16 protein-coding genes are annotated in these 15,921 nt (G+C 67.3%); 11 read left to right on the top strand and 5 right to left on the bottom strand.

Annotation, left to right across the window (positions count from 1 at the left end; genetic code table 11):
• The first annotated feature begins 3 nt into the window (after positions 1–3).
• The 11 genes from NCG91_RS01650 (at position 4) to NCG91_RS01600 (ending at position 12,259) form a co-directional block, all read left to right on the top strand.
• Positions 4–1,560, top strand: coding sequence for a hypothetical protein (locus NCG91_RS01650; RefSeq protein ID WP_251348302.1), 1,557 nt, complete (start codon positions 4–6; stop codon positions 1,558–1,560).
• The gene (locus NCG91_RS01645) at positions 1,557–2,228 is read left to right on the top strand and encodes a hypothetical protein (RefSeq protein WP_251348301.1); all 672 of its coding nucleotides are present in this window, start codon (positions 1,557–1,559) and stop codon (positions 2,226–2,228) included. Before NCG91_RS01650 ends, NCG91_RS01645 begins: the two co-directional genes overlap by 4 nt.
• A complete protein-coding gene (locus tag NCG91_RS01640) occupies positions 2,225–2,632 on the top strand; it encodes a hypothetical protein (protein ID WP_251348300.1) in 408 nt (135 codons plus the stop codon). The genes NCG91_RS01645 and NCG91_RS01640 overlap by 4 nt, the downstream gene beginning before the upstream one ends.
• Positions 2,629–3,387: a hypothetical protein gene (locus NCG91_RS01635; RefSeq protein WP_251348299.1), complete on the top strand. Its 759-nt coding sequence runs from the start codon at positions 2,629–2,631 to the stop codon at positions 3,385–3,387. The genes NCG91_RS01640 and NCG91_RS01635 overlap by 4 nt, the downstream gene beginning before the upstream one ends.
• Entirely contained in the window at positions 3,384–4,100 is a 717-nt protein-coding gene (locus NCG91_RS01630) for a type II secretion system protein (protein ID WP_251348298.1), read from the top strand. The genes NCG91_RS01635 and NCG91_RS01630 overlap by 4 nt, the downstream gene beginning before the upstream one ends.
• Entirely contained in the window at positions 4,100–4,873 is a 774-nt protein-coding gene (locus tag NCG91_RS01625) for an ABC transporter permease subunit (RefSeq protein WP_251348297.1), read from the top strand. The genes NCG91_RS01630 and NCG91_RS01625 overlap by 1 nt, the downstream gene beginning before the upstream one ends.
• Positions 4,873–5,595, top strand: coding sequence for a hypothetical protein (locus NCG91_RS01620; RefSeq protein WP_251348296.1), 723 nt, complete (start codon positions 4,873–4,875; stop codon positions 5,593–5,595). Before NCG91_RS01625 ends, NCG91_RS01620 begins: the two co-directional genes overlap by 1 nt.
• A 76-nt stretch (positions 5,596–5,671) precedes the next feature.
• A complete protein-coding gene (locus NCG91_RS01615) occupies positions 5,672–6,244 on the top strand; it encodes a prepilin-type N-terminal cleavage/methylation domain-containing protein (RefSeq protein WP_251348295.1) in 573 nt (190 codons plus the stop codon).
• A gap of 27 nt (positions 6,245–6,271) precedes the next feature.
• On the top strand, positions 6,272–6,634 hold the full coding sequence (locus NCG91_RS01610; protein ID WP_099667507.1) for a YgiW/YdeI family stress tolerance OB fold protein: 363 nt from the start codon (positions 6,272–6,274) through the stop codon (positions 6,632–6,634).
• A 235-nt stretch (positions 6,635–6,869) separates the two neighbouring features.
• Positions 6,870–11,339 carry a PAS domain-containing protein gene (locus NCG91_RS01605; RefSeq protein WP_251348294.1) on the top strand — a complete coding sequence of 1,490 codons (4,470 nt, stop codon included), beginning with the start codon at positions 6,870–6,872 and terminating at the stop codon, positions 11,337–11,339.
• Complete coding sequence (locus NCG91_RS01600) at positions 11,336–12,259, top strand: diguanylate cyclase domain-containing protein (RefSeq protein ID WP_251348293.1); 924 nt, start codon at positions 11,336–11,338, stop codon at positions 12,257–12,259. Before NCG91_RS01605 ends, NCG91_RS01600 begins: the two co-directional genes overlap by 4 nt.
• Positions 12,260–12,268: 9 nt before the next feature.
• Here NCG91_RS01600 and NCG91_RS01595 read toward each other — a convergent pair whose 3' ends face one another.
• The 5 genes from NCG91_RS01595 to NCG91_RS01575 all read right to left on the bottom strand — a co-directional run bounded on the left by NCG91_RS01595 (position 12,269) and on the right by NCG91_RS01575 (position 15,863).
• Positions 12,269–12,460, bottom strand: coding sequence for a hypothetical protein (locus NCG91_RS01595; RefSeq protein WP_251348292.1), 192 nt, complete (start codon positions 12,458–12,460; stop codon positions 12,269–12,271).
• Between the two features lie 108 nt (positions 12,461–12,568).
• Complete coding sequence (locus NCG91_RS01590) at positions 12,569–13,024, bottom strand: MaoC family dehydratase (protein ID WP_251348291.1); 456 nt, start codon at positions 13,022–13,024, stop codon at positions 12,569–12,571.
• Positions 13,017–13,514, bottom strand: a complete 498-nt coding sequence (locus NCG91_RS01585) for a MaoC family dehydratase (RefSeq protein WP_099667501.1) — start codon at positions 13,512–13,514, stop codon at positions 13,017–13,019. Before NCG91_RS01585 ends, NCG91_RS01590 begins: the two co-directional genes overlap by 8 nt.
• Positions 13,511–14,656, bottom strand: a complete 1,146-nt coding sequence (locus NCG91_RS01580; RefSeq protein WP_251348290.1) for an acyl-CoA dehydrogenase family protein — start codon at positions 14,654–14,656, stop codon at positions 13,511–13,513. Before NCG91_RS01580 ends, NCG91_RS01585 begins: the two co-directional genes overlap by 4 nt.
• Before the next feature lie 16 nt (positions 14,657–14,672).
• Positions 14,673–15,863: an acyl-CoA dehydrogenase family protein gene (locus NCG91_RS01575; protein ID WP_251348289.1), complete on the bottom strand. Its 1,191-nt coding sequence runs from the start codon at positions 15,861–15,863 to the stop codon at positions 14,673–14,675.
• Positions 15,864–15,921 lie beyond the last annotated feature (58 nt).

The following is a 15,921-nucleotide window of genomic DNA, read 5'->3' as shown; positions in this document are numbered from 1 at the left end:
GCCGTGTTCCGCAAACAATTACTCTACCTCACCAGCGACGCCCTGTGCGCCTACGACTGGAACCACGGCGTGCTGGGCCCCGGCCAGGCCTTCCCCGCCAGCGCGGCCGGGCTGGACGGCTTCGCCGCGTGGCTGGAAGACCCGCAGGAGCGCAGGCTCGACGAGCCCGCCTACCTGCTGACGGACTTGATCGAGGAAGATTTCCAGCATCAGCTCGTGCCCCACGTGCGCGGCAAGGCGGGCCGCGCCCTGCTGGAGCGGCGCAAGCAGCAGTTACACCGCGACACGCCCTACCGGGGCAGCACCCTGCTGGGGCGCGAAAGCACGGGACGCCACGACGACCAGGTACTGTTTTTCGCCCTCACCAATCCCACCCTGCTGCAACCGTGGACGGAGGCGCTCGAACACTTGCGCGTGCCCGTGGCCGGCATCTATTCGACCAGCCTGCTCAGTATCGCGCTGGTCAAAAAGCTGTCGATCGCGCACGAACACTTGCTGCTGGTGACGCAGCAATCGGGCGGCTTGCGGCAAAGTTACTATGAAAAGGGCCAGCTGCGCTTTTCGCGCCAGACGGCGACCATCGCGCTCGACGGCGTGGCCGTGAATATCGCGCTGGAAACGGAAAAGACACGGCAATTTCTCACCAGCACGCGCATGCTGGCGCGCGGCGACGTCCTGAATACCGTCATCCTGGCGCCGGCCGCGCAGATCGCCAAGCTCGAACTGCTGTGCGACAACGGCGTCGAAGTGGCTTACCACTTCATCGACCTGCAGCTGGCCGGCGAACGGGTGGGCTTGCGCCAGACGCCGGCGCTGGCCGACGAATTGCTGCTGACCTTGCTGGGCAAGCATCCGCCGTCCAGCCACTATCCGCCCGGCGCGCTGGCCCGCTATTACCACTTCCAGCGCGCGCGCAAGACGCTGTACGGCGCCAGCGCCCTGATCGGTGCGTCGGCCGCCCTGTGGTGCGTGATCAATTTGCTTGGCGGCATCGCCGACGGGGCCAGCACGCAGCGGCTGGCGCAGGAAACGGCGTCCTACCAGGAACGCTACCGCAGCGTCATGTCGACCCAGCCGCCGGCGCCGGCCAAGACGCAGAACATGAAAGTGGCCGTCACTCTGGGCCAGATGATCGCCAGCCAGGCGCCGGAGCCGGGTCGCCTGCTGGGCATGCTGAGCGCCGCGCTGGACCAGGCGCCGCAGGTCGCGCTGGGCCAGCTGCACTGGCACGCGGGCCAGGCGCCCGCGCGCGCGGCCGCCGGCCAGCCGCCGCCGCCGCAGACTGCGCCGCCCCGCAGCGCCCTGGCCGGCATCCCTGTCGCGCCGCCGCAGGCGCTGCGCCTGGAAGCGGACGTGGCCATGCCGAACAATGACTACCGCGCCGCCCTGGCCGCCATCACGGCCTTCGCGCAAACGCTGGCGCGCCAGCCGCGCATGCAGGTGACGATCGAGGAAACGCCGCTCGACCTGCGTCCCAGCGCGGCCCTGTCCGGCAAGAGCGCCGCGCCGGCGCAGGACAGCCAGGCCCGCTTTACCCTCTTGCTGGAGTGGCAGCCATGAGCGGCCCCGTGAAGCAGCCGCCCCTGCCCGGCATGCAGCGGGCAGGCACGCCCATGCGCACCCTGCCCGCCTGGCTTGGCGAACTGCACCTGGTGCGCGCCGCCCTGCTGTGCTTTGCGCTGACCTTGCTGGCCAGCCTGCTGCTGCTGAGCCTAACCGCCGCCTATCGCATGCGCGAAGCGCAACAGCTGTACCTGGCCCAGCACACGCGCGCGGCGGCGGCCACCCTGTTCAACCACGCGGAAGCGGAAAAGCAGGAAATCCGCGCCTACGAACCGCAATTTTTGGCCCTGCGCCAGCGCGGCCTGATCGGCGAAGAAAACCGCCTGGCCTGGATCGACGCCATCCGCCGCAGCCAGGAACAGCGCAAATTGCTGCCGATCAGCTATGACATCAGCCCGCAGCAAGCGCTGCCCGTGCCATTGCCCATGGTGATGGGGCAATATCACCTGCGCGGCAGCCGCATGCGCCTGCAGATGGATTTGCTGCACGAGATGGACTTGCTAAACCTGTTTGACGATTTGCGCCAGGCCGGCTATTTCGCAGTGCAGGATTGCACGCTCAAGCGCCACGGCGCGGCCGGCGGCGAGGCGGTGCCGACCCTGGGCGCCGAATGCGAACTGCTGTGGCTGACCGTCAACAGCGTGCCCGTGCCGGGGCGGCCATGAGGTCCGCCCGCATCCTGTGCGCGCTGCTGGCCGGCGCCGCACTCACGGCGCAGGCACAGCCGCTGGGACGTTTGTTCCTGTCGCCCCAGCAGCGCGCCCAGCTCGACGCGCAGCGCTACGGGCCGCCGCCACCCGATCCCGCCCTGGCTGCCCCCGCGCCACCGCCACCGCCGCCGCCCGCGCCGCCCGTGGAATTGAATGGCGTGGTGCAGCGCAGCAGCGGCCGCTCCACCGTCTGGCTGAACCAGGAAGCGCAAAACGAGCCGCACAACCGCCTTGCCCGCGACAAGCCCGGCACCCTGACCCTGCGCCTGTCGAATGGCCAGGCGGTGCTGCTGAAACCTGGCCAGCGCTACGACCCGGCCAGCGGCACGGTCACCGAGGCGCAGGAGACGCCGCCATGACGCCACGGCAAGCTCATTGTCAACCTCATCGGCAAGCTCGTTGGCAAGCTCGTCGCCAGCGCGGCGCCGCCCTGTTGCTGCTGGTGGCCGTGCTGGGCCTGGGCGCGGCCAGCCTGCTGATCAGCGCCTTTGGCCGCAAGACAGGCGAGGCCGAACGCCAGCAGCGCACGCTGGACACCCTGGCGCAGGCGCGCGAAGCCTTGCTGGGCTTTGCGGCGGTCAATGGCCGCCTGCCCCGTCCGGCCGCCTCCGCCCTCGACGGACGCGAACGGGCCGCCGATTGCGCCGACGATGCCGCCTGCAGCGGCTTCCTGCCATGGGTGGCGCTGGGCGTGGCGGGCAGCGACGCCTGGGGCAAGCTGCTGCGCTACAGCGTCACGCCGGAAATGGCGCGCGCACCCATCGTCTCGTTTTCCGCCGTCGCCAACCGGGTCGTGCTCGAGCGCGACGCGCGCGGCGAATTCGCCTACGTCGCGGGCCAGGCACTGTGCGACGTCAGCGTCGAATGCCTGCCCGTCGTGCTGTTCTCGCAAGGCAAGAATCACTACGGCACGGCCGCCAGCGGCGTGACGCAGATCAATACGGCACGCGGCAATCTCGACGAAGCCGCCAACGACCGCGCCAGCCGCAGTTTCATCGCCCGCCCCGCCACCGACAATGCCGCGCTGCCCGGCGGCGCCTTCGACGACATGCTCACCTGGATTACCTTGCCCACCCTGTACCAACGCATGCGCGCCGCGCGCAACCTGCCATGAGCCCCCGCCCGCATCCTTCGCGCCGCCAGGGCGGCTTTTCCCTGATCGAGATCGCCATCGTGCTCGTCATCGTGGGCCTGATGATAGGCGGCCTGGTCACGCCCTTGACGGTGCAACTGGAACAGCGCAAGGTGGCCGAGACGCAACAGGCGCTGAATGAAGCGAAGGAAGCGCTGACGGGCTACGCGCTGCGCTACGGTTACCTTCCCTGTCCCGCCATCTCCCCCATGAGCGGCCTGGAAGACCGGCGCGGCACCCGCTGCACGGGCGAAAAGCGCGCCGGCTTCCTGCCGTGGGCCACCCTGGGGCTGCGTCAGGGCGACAGCTGGAACAATCTGTTCCGCTACAGCGTGACGCCGGCCTTCAGCGACAGCGGCCAGCTTTTCAGCCTGTCGACGCCGCGCGACATCAGCATCGTCACGCGCAATGGCGGCGCACTGCTGCAGGCGACGGCCTTGAACGACATCCCCGCCATGATCATGTCGCACGGCAAGAACGGTTTCGGCGCCACGGGCGTGCAGGGCCAACGCCAGGCTATGCCTTTCGGCAACAATGTCGACGAGCGCAACAATGCTACGAACGCTACCACCGTCATCAGCCGCGCCGCCAGCGGCCCGCAGCAGCCCGGCGGCGAGTTCGACGATATCGTCGCCTGGCTGTCGCCGAACATCCTGTTCAACCGCATGGTGGCCGCGCAAAGGCTGCCCCGCTGATGCCCATGCTCTCGCCCGCCGCCACCATCGCCCGCTACACCTTGCTCGAAGCGCTGCGCAGCCGCCTGCCGTGGCTGTTCCTGCTGGCCGCCTGCGGCGCCGCCGCCCTGGCCGGCTTCCTGCAGCAACTGGCGCTGACGGAAAGCGGCGCCGTGCAGGCGGCGCTGCTGGCGGCCGCCTTGCGCCTGGCCGGCGTCTTCCTGCTGGCCACCTTCATCATCACCAGCATGGCGCGCGAAGCGGCCGACCGGGGCCTGGAACTGCTGCTGGCGCTGCCCATGCCGCGCGCCGCCTACCTGCTGGGCAAGCTGCTGGGCTACGGGGCGCTGGCGGCCGTGCCCGCCGTGCTGTTCGGCCTGTTGATGACCCTGTTCGCCGCACCCGCGCAAAGCGCGCTGTGGGCGCTGTCGCTGCTGGGGGAATTGTGGATCGTCGCCGCCTTCAGCCTGCTGTGCGCGGCCAGCCTGCAGCAAGCCCTGCCGGCGCTGGCCGCCACCAGCGGTTTCTACGTGCTGGCGCGCATGCTGGACAGCCTGCAACTGCTGGCGCACGGCCCGCAGGCGGGCGACTCGCTGGCGCAGCGGGCCACGGCCGGCGCCATCGACGTGCTGGCCCTGCTGCTGCCCCGCCTGGACGCCTTTGCGCGCACGGAATGGCTGCTGTACGCCACCGGCGACTGGCCAGCCCTGGCCAATGTGGCGGCGCAAACCGGCATCTACGTGGCCTTGCTGGCCAGTTGCGCGCTGTGCGACTTTTACCGCAGGAACATCTGATGGCCGCCGCCCAGCGCCCCTGGAGCAGCGTGCCGCGCCCCCTGTGCTGGCTGCTGGCGGCATGCCTGCTGCTGCAGCTGGGCTGGCGCCTGGCGCAGCAGCAAGCGCCGGCGCAGGCGCGGGCCCTGCCCGCCGCGCCGCCGGCGGGCGTGGCGCGCCTGGCCAGCCTGGGCGAGCCGCTGGCCATGTCGAAAGCCATGCTGCTGTACCTGCAGTCGTTCGAAGACCAGGCCGGCGTCAGCCTGCCGTGGCGCCAGCTCGACTATGACCGCCTGGCCGGCTGGCTGGAAACGGCGCAAACGCTCGATCCGCGCAGCCAGTATGCGCTGGTGGCCGCCAGCGAAGTGTACGCGGGCGTGGCCGACCCGCAGCGCGTGCGGCGCATGCTGGCCTTTGTCGCCGCCAGCTTCGCGGCCGACCCGCAGCGCCGCTGGCCCGCCATGGCGCAGGCGGCGCTGGTGGCGAAGCACCAGTTGCGCGACCTGCCGCTGGCCCTGTCGTATGCGCGTGAACTGCGGCGGCTGGCGACGGGGCCGCAAGTGCCATCCTGGGTGCGCGAGATGGAAGCGTTCATCCTGGAAGACATGGACCAGCTCGACAGCGCCCGCCTGGTGATCGGCGGCCTGCTCGCCAGCGGCCAGATCAGCGATCCGCACGAACTGGCCTTCCTCGCGCGCCGGCTCGACGAACTTGCCAAAAAGAAAGCAAAGGCCACGCCATGACCCTTCCCTGCGCGCCCGGCACCAAATGCAGTAAACTGCCAATCCAAGTTGTCGCACTTTTTTCCAAGGAAATCCCATGCCCCCACGCCGCCAGCACGGCTTTACGCTCGTAGAAATCGCCATCGTCCTGGTCATCATCGGCTTGCTGCTCGGTGGCGTGCTCAAGGGACAAGGCTTGATCGATAGCGCCAAGGTGAAAAACATCATCCAGCAATCGAATGCGCTGACGGCCGCCGTCAACGCCTACCAGGACAAGTTCCGCGCCCTGCCCGGCGACGACCTGCAGGGCACCCTGCACGTGCCCAATTCGGCCGGCAACGGCAATGGCGACGGCCAGATCGGCGACGGCCAGCCGCGCGAATTCACCCTGGCGCCGCAGCACCTGGCCCTGGGCGGCTTCATCACCGGCTCGTTCAACGGCACCTCGCAATTCATGACCAGCGCCCAGGGCGGCGCCGTCTACCTGTACAACGACGAAGTGGCCGGCCGCGCCGGCAACGGCATCCGTTTCGACAACTTGCCCGAAAGCTACGCGGAACAGATCGACAGCAAACTCGACGATGGCGTGGCCAGCACGGGCAGCGTCCGGGCGAACATGCCCTATGGCAATGCCGGTGCTATCATCCCCCGCACCGCCGTCTTCTTCTGAGCCGTCAGTCACTATCAAAGGAATACCATGCCACTGCACCGCAAACTCATCGTCTCCCTGGCCGCCTGCGCCTTGCTGGCCGGCAGCGCGCACGCCCAATACGTGGGCCCGACGGCCGGCCCGGCCGCGCCCAGCAGCGTGGCCGCCATCCTGAAAAACCCCGTCGACGACCAGGCCGTCGTGCTGCGCGGCCATTTGCTGCGCAAAGTGGGCAAGGAGAAATACACGTTCTCCGACGGCACGGCGGAAATCCGCGTGGACATCGACGACAAGGTCTTCATGAACCGCAAGATCGACGCCAAGACCCAAGTGGAAATCCGCGGCGAAGTGGAGAAAGATTTCATGGAAAGCCCGGAAATCGATGTCGACGTGCTGACCGTGGTACCGTAAAGCCGCCTTGCCATCCCGCCGCCACGGCGGGATGGGCGTTTCCCCCTCCTCTGTATGCCTTGCGCAACCTTTTTTCCATTCCAGAAACTAGGCTTGTCAGAAGAATCAATTTCGTCTAGCATCTTTTCATTCAAGGTCAGCCAGCGCCAGCGTGAGCCTGCCTGTCGACTCATCCATTCTGGGAGCTTTCCGGGTGCAAGATTTGCCTTCGATACGCTCAAGAATTTCATGGCTGGTGCTCGCCTGGGTCATTCCGACGGCGCTCGTGTTTCTCCTGCTCGTGGCGCAAAGTTACACGCGCGAACGCGACCATGTTGTCAGCGAAACGGCGCAGGCGGCGCGCGCAGTGGCAGCCGCCGTCGAACGCGACTTGAACGGCGCCCAGATGGCCGCGCGCATCCTGGCCGGCTCGCCCGCCCTGCAAGCGGACGACATCGGCGCCCTGCGGGCCCTGGCCGCCGGCCTGCTGCAGCCTGGCCTGGCCGTCAGCGCCTTCATCGTCTCCGACGCCAAGGGCCGCCAGCTGATCAATACGACCCTGCCCGCCAGCCAGGCGCCGCCTCCCCTGCCGCAAAAATGGGCCGCCAGCATGGAGCGCACGCGCGACTCCGGCAAGCCGCGGCTGACCAGCCTGACCAAGGCGCCCGACAGCCTGCCGCAGCTGGCCCTGAACCTGCCCTTGCCGCGCAGCCAGGGTAGCGCCTACGTGCTGACGGCCCTGTACCCGCCCGACTACCTGGCCGTGCTGCTGCGCGAGCTGCACCTGCCAGCCTACCTGGGCGCGGCCATCATCAATGCCGACGGCATCAACGTGGCGCGCACGCTGGCGCCGCAGCGCTATGTGGGGCAGCGCACGGTGGCGCCCCTGCTGGAACAGATACGCCAGGCGCGCGAAGGCGTGCTGCGCCATGCCACGCTGGAAGGCATCGACGTCTATACGGGCTTTCGCCGCGCCCCGGACGCCGCCTGGACGGTGGCCGTCACCATGCGCACCAGCACGGTGGCGCAAGCCCTGCTGCGCTCGGTAGTCACGGGTTCCCTCATCCTGGCGCTGCTGCTGGGCGCCGGCTTCGCCCTGGCCTGGCGCGTGGGCGGACGCCTGGCCAGCACCCTGCAGGAACTGACGCAGCAGATCCATGCGCTGGCGCAAGGCAAACCCCTGCTCTCGAACCGGCACGCGGACCGCGAATCGGCCGACATGGCCAGCGCCCTGGGCGCGCTGGAACGCGACCTGCGGCGTCACCGCACGCAGCTCGAAAGCCTGGTGGCCGAACGCACGCTGGCCCTGGAAAAATCCACGCGGCTGCTGGAAACCGTGTACGCGACGGCGCCGATCGGCATGCTGTTCGTGGACCTGGACTTGCGCATTGTCATGATCAACCACTACCTGGCCGCCATCAACGGGGCCAGCGTGGCGCAGCACCTGGGCCGTCCCCTGGGCGCCATGCTGTTCGACGACGCCGTGCGGGCGGAGGTGGAACGCTGCGTGCGCCAGGTGCTCGGGACGGGACAGCCCATCGTCGACATCGAATTGAATGGCCACAGCGGCCGGCAGCGCGAGCAACTGAGTCACTGGATCGTCTCGTACCACCCGATCTTCGGCCCGGAACAGCAGTTGCTGGGCGTATCGGGCCTGTGGCTGGACATTAGCGAGCGCAAGCGCAGCGAAGCGGAATTTCGCCGCTCGAAACACTTGTTTGGCACCATCATCGAAAACATCCCGGCCATGGTCTTCGTCAAGCGCGCCGACAAGCTGAGCTTTGAAATGGTCAACCGCCACGCGGAACTCACCCTGGGACGCTCGCGCGAACAGTTGCTGGGCAAGACGGACCACGATTTCTTCCCGCCGCAGCAGGCGTCCGCCTTCGTCAGCGCCGACCGCAAGCTGCTGGCCACGGGGCAGATGGTGGAAATCGAACAGGAAGCGATCAATACGGCCGACGGCACCACGCGCCACTTCACCACGCGCAAGGTGGTCTTGCGCGACGATGCGGGGCGCGCCAGCCATGTGCTGGGGGTATCGATCGACATCACGGAACGCAAGCGCGCCACCGAGGTGCTGCACGCCACCACGTGGCGCCTGGAACAGAACGAACGCTTCATCCGCACCGTCACCGACAACCTGCCCGGCATGGTGTCGTACTGGGGCGCCGATTTGCGTTGCCGATTTGCAAATAAATTCTATAACGAATGGTTTGGCCGCAGCAGCGCCGAACTGGCCGGCATCCACATGAGCGAATTGCTGGGGCAGGAACTGTTCGACGTGTATGCGCCCCACGTCGAGGGCGTGCTGGCGGGCCGGCCGCAAAGCTTCGAGCGCGACCTGCTCGATCCCGGCGGCCAGGTGTGCCACACGTGGACCAATTACATCCCCGATTTCGACGACGGCGGCGGCGTGCGCGGCTTCTTCGTGCTGGCCTCGGACGTTTCCGAGCTCAAGCGCACGGAATTGCGCCTGCATGAACTCAACGAGCAGATGGTGCGCGCGCGTGACAAGGCCGAGGCCGCCAGCGTCGCGAAAAGCGAGTTCGTCGCCAACATGAGCCATGAGATCCGCACGCCGATGAATGCCATCATCGGCCTGGCGCGCCTGCTGGAAGAGTCGCCGCTGGAACGGCGCGAGCGCAGCTATGTCGGCAAGATCCAGATGGCGACGCAGTCGCTGCTCAATATCGTCAATGACGTGCTCGATTTTTCCAAGATCGAGGCGGGACAGATGGTGCTGGAACAGCGCCGCTTCCAGCTCGAACGCATGTTGGGCAGCGTGGGCGTGTTGCTGGCCAGCAGCGCCTGGGCGCGCGGCGTGGAGCCCGTGTTCGTGCTCGCCCCCGGCGTGCCGGACGAACTGATCGGCGACGCCCTGCGCGTGGAGCAAATCCTCATCAACCTGATGGGCAACGCCGTCAAGTTCACCTCGCATGGCGAAGTGGTGTTGTCGATCGACAAGGTGGCCGAGGATGCGGACAGCGCCACCCTCGAGTTTTCCGTGCGCGACACGGGCATCGGCATCGGCGCGGCCGAGCAGGAACGCATCTTCGATGCGTTTTCCCAGGGCGACAGCGGCACCAGCCGCAAATATGGGGGCACGGGACTGGGGCTGGCCATCTGCCGGCGCATGGTGGAATTGATGGGCGGCACCCTCAGCGTCAAAAGCACGCTGGGCAAGGGCTCCGACTTCCGCTTCGGCTGCCGCTTCGACAAGGTGGCGCCGCCGCCCGAACCGCCCGGCAAGAGCGCGCCCAGGGTCCAGTCGCTGCTGATCATCGACGACAATGCCAGCGTGCGCGCCATGCTGGAAGAGTGGTGCGCGGCGCAGGGCTGGCACAGCCGCAGCGCCGACAGCGGCGCGGCCGGCCTGGCCCTGCTGCGCGCCCACGCCAGCGGCGGGACGCCGGCGGACCTGGTGCTGCTCGACGCGGCCATGCCCGGCATGGATGGCATTTCCATGCTCACCGAGGCGCGCGCCGACGAACGCCTGGTACTGCCGCCCGTGATCATGCTGGTGGCCGACCAGGATAGCGAAAACCTCGAACGCCTGGCCGACAGCCTGATGCTGGCAGGCATCGTTTCAAAGCCGGCCACCCCGGCGCGCCTGCTGGCGGCCGTGACGGCCGTGCGCGAAGGCCGCAGCACGCCTTCGGCGCTGCCCGTGTCCACGCCCTTGTCGGGTTTGCTCACCGGCATGCGCGTGCTGCTGGTGGAAGACAATGAAATCAACCAGGAAGTGGCGCAATACATCCTGCTGCATTCGGGCGCGCGCGTGACCGTGGCCGCCAACGGCCGGCTGGCCGTCGACTTGCTCACCAGCACGCCGGACGCCTGGGACGTGCTGCTGATGGATTTGCAGATGCCCGTCATGAACGGCTACGACGCCACCCTGGCCATCCGCGCCCTGGGCTTGCCGGACTTGCCCATCATCGCCATGACGGCCAATGCCATGGACGAAGACCGCCTGCGCGCCATCGCCAGCGGCATGAATGCGCATGTGGCCAAGCCCATCGACGTTGACGAGATGATACAGACGCTGACCCGGCTGGTGCCGGCGCCCTTGGGTGGCGACAGCGCCGTGCCGGCAGCCGATGCCGTCGCGCGGACGCTGGACTTGCCCGCCACGGTGCCCGGCATCGACCTGGCGGCGGCCCTGCACCGCTTCGGCGGCGACTATGGCGCCTTCCTGGCCCTGCTCAAGCGCTTTGAGAATTCGCAAGGCGACGCCGTCGAGGAAACGCGGCGCCTGCTGGCCGCCGGCCAGGCGCAGCAGGCGGCGCAGCTGCTGCACCGCGTGTGCGGCGTGGCGGCCAACCTGGGCGCCACGCAGATCGCCAGCCTGGCCGCCGAGACGGAGAAAACGCTGAAAACGGGGCAATCGCACGCCACGGCCGCCTTGCTGGGCCGCCTGGAACAGGCGATGGCCGAAGTCATCGAAGCGGCGCGCACCCTGCCTTCGCCCTTGCGGCGCGGCCAGCCGGCGGCGGCCGCGCCCGGCAGCGGGCCCGTCGACCTGCACGCCGGCCTGGCCGAATTGCTGGTCTTGATCCGCAACAACAACCTGAAAGCGCTGGCGCAATTTCACGCGCTGCACCCCGCCCTGCAACAGTCAGACCGGGAAGCGGCGCTGGCGATGGCACATGCGATTGAAACGCTGAATTTTGCCGAGGCGGAAAAACTCGTGCTCGATCAGCTGAAACGAGAGGAAAACAAGTGAGCTGGACCAACCTTGCCATGAACGGGCGCATCCTCATCGTCGATGACGCCATGGAAAACATCCAGATCCTGCACCAGCTGCTGCGCGAGGAGCACGACGTGCTGTTCGCCCTGAGCGGTGTGAAGGCGCTGGAAATTGCGCACAATCAACTGCCGGACCTGATCCTGCTCGACGCCGTCATGCCCGGCATGGATGGCTACGCCGTGTGCAGCGCGCTGCGCGAATCGGCCCTGCTGAGCGCCATTCCCGTCATCTTCGTCACGGCCCTGAACCAGCCCGAGGACGAGACGCGGGCGCTGGAAGCGGGCGCCGTCGATTTCATCACGAAACCGTTCAACGCGGCCGTCGTGCGCGCCCGCGTGCGCAGCCAGCTGACCATCAAGCGGCAGGCGGACGCCATGCGCGAACTGTCGCTGACGGATTCGCTCACGGGCGTGGCCAACCGGCGCAGCTTCAACGACACGATGGACAGCGAATGGCGGCGCTGCGCGCGCGACGGCGTGCCGATGGCCATCATCATGGCCGATATCGACCATTTCAAGGATTACAACGATACGTACGGCCATCAGGCGGGCGACCTGTGCCTGCAGCAAGTAAGCGCCGCCCTGCGCCGCTGCGCCGTGCGCCCGCCCGACCTGCTGGCGCGCTATGGCGGCGAGGAATTCATCATCCTGCTGCCGCAGGAAACGCGCGACGGCGCCGAAGTGGTGGCCCAGCGCATCCTCGACGAAGTGCGCGCGCTGGACATTCCCCACGCCAAATCGAGCGTCGGCCCGCACGTCACCGTCAGCCTGGGCATGGCCAGCGTCATGCCCACGGAAGGCATGGCCCCCAGCACCCTGATCCGCGCCGCCGACGCCCTGCTGTACCGCGCCAAGCATACGGGGCGGGACAGGTATTGCGCGTCGGAAGAGGAGTGAGCGGGCAGGCTAGCGGCTCCTTGCCGGCGCGGCATTGGAACGATTGCCCCCCGATGGCCGTCCCGTCGTGCTGGGCCAGCCGCCCGCATTGCCCGGGCCAGGACCTCTGCCCGTAGCGCCGCTGCCCCCGGCGGCCGCCTTGCCGCTGCCCGTGGCGCCCTTGCCGGCGCCGCTATTTCCACTGTTTGCCTTGTTGGACATCATCGCCTCCTTCGCCGGAAAACGCCGGCGCGCCACCAGCGTACACCCGGCGCACGCGCAGAAGCGCACGACTGCCTGCCGGCCAGCGAAGCGGGTTCAACTTGCTGCTCAGGGATAACACCGCATCAAAAACTCCGCCACGCACACAGGTTTCGTGTCGCCTTCCCGCTCCATGGTGACGGCCCAGTTGACTTGCGCCCCTTCCGGCAAGTCGTCGACGGAGAGGATGTCGAGGCGCGCGCGCAGGCGGCTGTTCACGGGTACGGGCGCGGGGAAGCGCACCTTGTTGAGCCCATAGTTGATGGCCATGCGGATGCCGGCCATGTGCAAGGCCCCCTGCAGCATGGCGGGCAACAGGGACAAGGTCAAGAAACCGTGCGCCACGGTGCAGCCGTACGGCGACTCGCGCGCGCAGCGCTCCGCGTCGACGTGGATCCACTGATGGTCGTCCGTCGCATCGGCAAAGGTATCGATGCGCTGCTGGGTGATGGTCAGCCAGTCGGAAACGGCCACGTGCTGTCCTGCCAGAGCCTGGAAACCGGCGATGCCGGCGATATCACGCATGGTGTTGCTCCGCTGGCTCCGCCGGGCGGCGGCCGAACATGCCCATGCCCTCCACCGTCGTCACCACTTCGCCGTGCTGGTTGCGCACGCTCCACACGGAAATGACGATGCCGCGGTCCGGTTTCGACGTGGATGGGCGCACTTCCTTGACCTGGTAGGTCAGCTGCAAGGTATCGCCCGCGCGCACGGGCTTGAGCCAGCGGATGCTGTCCAGGCCGGGCGAGCCCATGCTGGACGAGTGTTTGAGCAGGTTATCCACCACCAGGCGCATCATCATGCCGCACGTGTGCCAGCCGCTGGCGATGACGCCCTTGAAGATGGTTTTTTCGGCGGCCGCATGGTCGACGTGGAACGGTTGCGGATCGAAATCCGTGGCGAAGGCGATGATTTCCCGCTCCGTCACGTGGCGCTGGCCCAGGTCGATTTCCAGGCCTTGCGTAAAATCTTCGAAATACCAGTGCTTGGGTTTGATTCCGGTCAATGCGGTCATGCGGTCTCCGTCGGCAAAAAGCCCGGCTGGGCGATAAAGCGCTCGATATGGTGCTCCACGTCGCCCAGGGTCAGGGCGATCATGGAAAGGCGCTTGAAATGGTGGGCGGCAGGCAATTCATCCGTCACGCCCATGCCGCCATGCAATTGCACGGCTTGCTGGCCGACAAAGGTGGCGGCAAGGCCCACCCTCGCCTTGGCGGCGGAGACCGTGCGTCGCCGCTCGGCCGCGTCGGCACTGTCGACCTTGGCGGCGGCCAGCATGGCCATCGAGCGCGCCTGCTCCAGGTGGATGAACATGTCGGCCATGCGGTGCTGCAGGGCCTGGAACTTGCCGATCGGCGCGCCGAACTGCTGGCGCGTTTTCAGATACTCGAGCGTGGCGGCGAAGATGGCGTCCATGGCGCCCACGGCTTCCGCGCACAGCAGGGCCGCGCCGTAATCGACGGCCGCGTCCAGCACGGCCCAGCCCTGCCCCGCCTGACCGATCAGCGCGTCATGCCCCAGCACCACTTGCACGAGGGTGACGGTGGCGGCACGCTGGCTGTCGATGGTGCGGCAGTCGCGCACGGTTACGCCCGGCGCATCCACAGGCACGAGGAACAGCGAAATGCCATCCGTGCCGTCCTGGCCGCCGCCGCTGCGCGCGGAAACGATCAGGGAATCCGCCTGCGCGCCGTGCAGCACGACGGTTTTCTCGCCGTCCAGCACGAAACCGTCGCCGCTGGCGGTTGCCGTGGTGGCGATGTCATGTAAATCGTGGCGCGACTGGCGTTCGCCCAGCGCGCACGCGAGCTTCAGGCTGCCGCCGGCAACCTGCTCCAGCACGGCGTCATGACCGCCCGCCAGGGTCAGGAAGCGCGCCCCCAGCATGGTGGCGAAATACGGTTCGACCACGAGGCCGCGCCCCAGTTCCTGCATTACCAGCAGCATGTCCACGGCCGTGCCGTCGAAGCCGCCCGCCGCAGCCGGCAGCGGCAAGGCCGTCATGCCCAGCTCGGCCAGGGTGGCCCAGGCAGCGCTTGAGACGCCCGTGGCCGAGTGGACGATCTGCTTGCGCGTTTCAAACGAGTAATCCTTGTCGACCCAGCGCCGGAGCGCGTCGGCGAATTGCTGCTGTTCCTGATTAAAATGGAAGTCCATGTCGTCTCCTTCTGGCTTACAGGCCCAGGATCATCTGCGTGATGATGTTTTTCTGGATTTCATTCGAGCCGCCATAGATCGATGTCTTACGGTAATTGAAGTAATACGCGGCCAAGGGCGCTGCCAGGTCGTCGCCGCCAGCACTGTGCGGCGCGCCGCCATCGAGGAAAGCGGGATCGAACGGCAAGGCTTGCGGTCCGATGGCTTCCACCATCAGTTCCGTCAGCTGCTGCTGCAGTTCCGAACCGCGCACCTTCAGCATCGACGCCTGCGGTCCCGGCCCCTTGCCCTCATCGCTGATGACGCGCAAGACCGTCATTTCCAGCGCCATCAGTTCGATTTCCAGGTTAGCGACCTTGGCCGCGAAGGCGGGATCGTGCAGCAGCGGCGCGCCGCGCTTGGTTTGCTGCATGGCAAGCTGCTTGAGGAAAGTCAATTCGCGCTTGGAGCGGCCCACGGCGGCGATGCCTGTGCGCTCGTGCCCCAGCAGATACTTGGCATAGGTCCAGCCCTTGTTTTCCTGGCCCACCAGGTTGCTGACGGGCACGCGCACGTTGTCGAAGAAGACTTCGTTCACTTCATGTTCTTCATCGAGCATGATGATGGGACGCACGGTGATGCCCGGCGTTTTCATGTCGATCAACAGGAAACTGATGCCTTCCTGCTTGCGCACCGTGCTATCCGTGCGCACCAGGCAAAAGATCATGTCCGCGTGCTGGCCCAGGGTCGTCCAGGTTTTCTGGCCATTGACGATGTAATGGTCTCCATCGCGCTGGGCCGTGGTTTTCAGGGAAGCGAGGTCGGACCCGGCGCCCGGCTCGGAGTAGCCCTGGCACCACCAGTCGTCGCAGTTGAGGATGCGCGGCAGATAGTATGCTTTTTGTTCAGCGTTGGCGAAGGCCATGATGACGGGCGCCACCATGTTGACGCCGAAGGGCAGGATGGGCGGCGTGGCGGCGCGCGCGCACTCGTCTTCCCAGATGTGGCGCTGCACGGCCGTCCAGCCCGTGCCGCCATGTTCGACGGGCCAGGCCGGCGCGGCCCAGCCTTGCTTTGCGACAATCTTGTGCCAGCGCACGTAATCGTCGCGGTTCAGGCGCAGATGCTGGCGCACCTTGCGCTGCAAGTCCGCCGGCAAATGGGTGTCGAGGAAGGCGCGCACCGTGTCGCGGAACGCCGTCTCCCCGGCCGTGTAATGCAGGTCCATGTCTGTCTCCTTGTTCTTATCGGTTGCCGTGATGACTGCACGCAAGGAAGCTCAGCGC

Origin of the sequence: Janthinobacterium kumbetense, from assembly GCF_023703445.1 — a bacterium.
In the GTDB taxonomy this organism is placed as follows: domain Bacteria; phylum Pseudomonadota; class Gammaproteobacteria; order Burkholderiales; family Burkholderiaceae_D; genus Janthinobacterium; species Janthinobacterium kumbetense.
This window is presented reverse-complemented; position numbering and strand designations above follow the sequence as displayed.

Excerpts from the sequence above, each read along its gene's own strand:
- NCG91_RS01615 (WP_251348295.1), top strand. The coding sequence starts at position 5,672 with ATGCCCCCACGCCGCCAGCACGGCTTTACGCTCGTAGAAATCGCCATC.
- NCG91_RS01635 (WP_251348299.1), top strand. The coding sequence starts at position 2,629 with ATGACGCCACGGCAAGCTCATTGTCAACCTCATCGGCAAGCTCGTTGG.
- NCG91_RS01625 (WP_251348297.1), top strand. The coding sequence starts at position 4,100 with ATGCCCATGCTCTCGCCCGCCGCCACCATCGCCCGCTACACCTTGCTC.
- NCG91_RS01595 (WP_251348292.1), bottom strand. The coding sequence starts at position 12,460 with ATGTCCAACAAGGCAAACAGTGGAAATAGCGGCGCCGGCAAGGGCGCC.
- NCG91_RS01640 (WP_251348300.1), top strand. The coding sequence starts at position 2,225 with ATGAGGTCCGCCCGCATCCTGTGCGCGCTGCTGGCCGGCGCCGCACTC.
- NCG91_RS01610 (WP_099667507.1), top strand. The coding sequence starts at position 6,272 with ATGCCACTGCACCGCAAACTCATCGTCTCCCTGGCCGCCTGCGCCTTG.
- NCG91_RS01575 (WP_251348289.1), bottom strand. The coding sequence starts at position 15,863 with ATGGACCTGCATTACACGGCCGGGGAGACGGCGTTCCGCGACACGGTG.
- NCG91_RS01585 (WP_099667501.1), bottom strand. The coding sequence starts at position 13,514 with ATGACCGCATTGACCGGAATCAAACCCAAGCACTGGTATTTCGAAGAT.
- NCG91_RS01580 (WP_251348290.1), bottom strand. The coding sequence starts at position 14,656 with ATGGACTTCCATTTTAATCAGGAACAGCAGCAATTCGCCGACGCGCTC.
- NCG91_RS01590 (WP_251348291.1), bottom strand. The coding sequence starts at position 13,024 with ATGCGTGATATCGCCGGCATCGCCGGTTTCCAGGCTCTGGCAGGACAG.
- NCG91_RS01645 (WP_251348301.1), top strand. The coding sequence starts at position 1,557 with ATGAGCGGCCCCGTGAAGCAGCCGCCCCTGCCCGGCATGCAGCGGGCA.
- NCG91_RS01620 (WP_251348296.1), top strand. The coding sequence starts at position 4,873 with ATGGCCGCCGCCCAGCGCCCCTGGAGCAGCGTGCCGCGCCCCCTGTGC.
- NCG91_RS01630 (WP_251348298.1), top strand. The coding sequence starts at position 3,384 with ATGAGCCCCCGCCCGCATCCTTCGCGCCGCCAGGGCGGCTTTTCCCTG.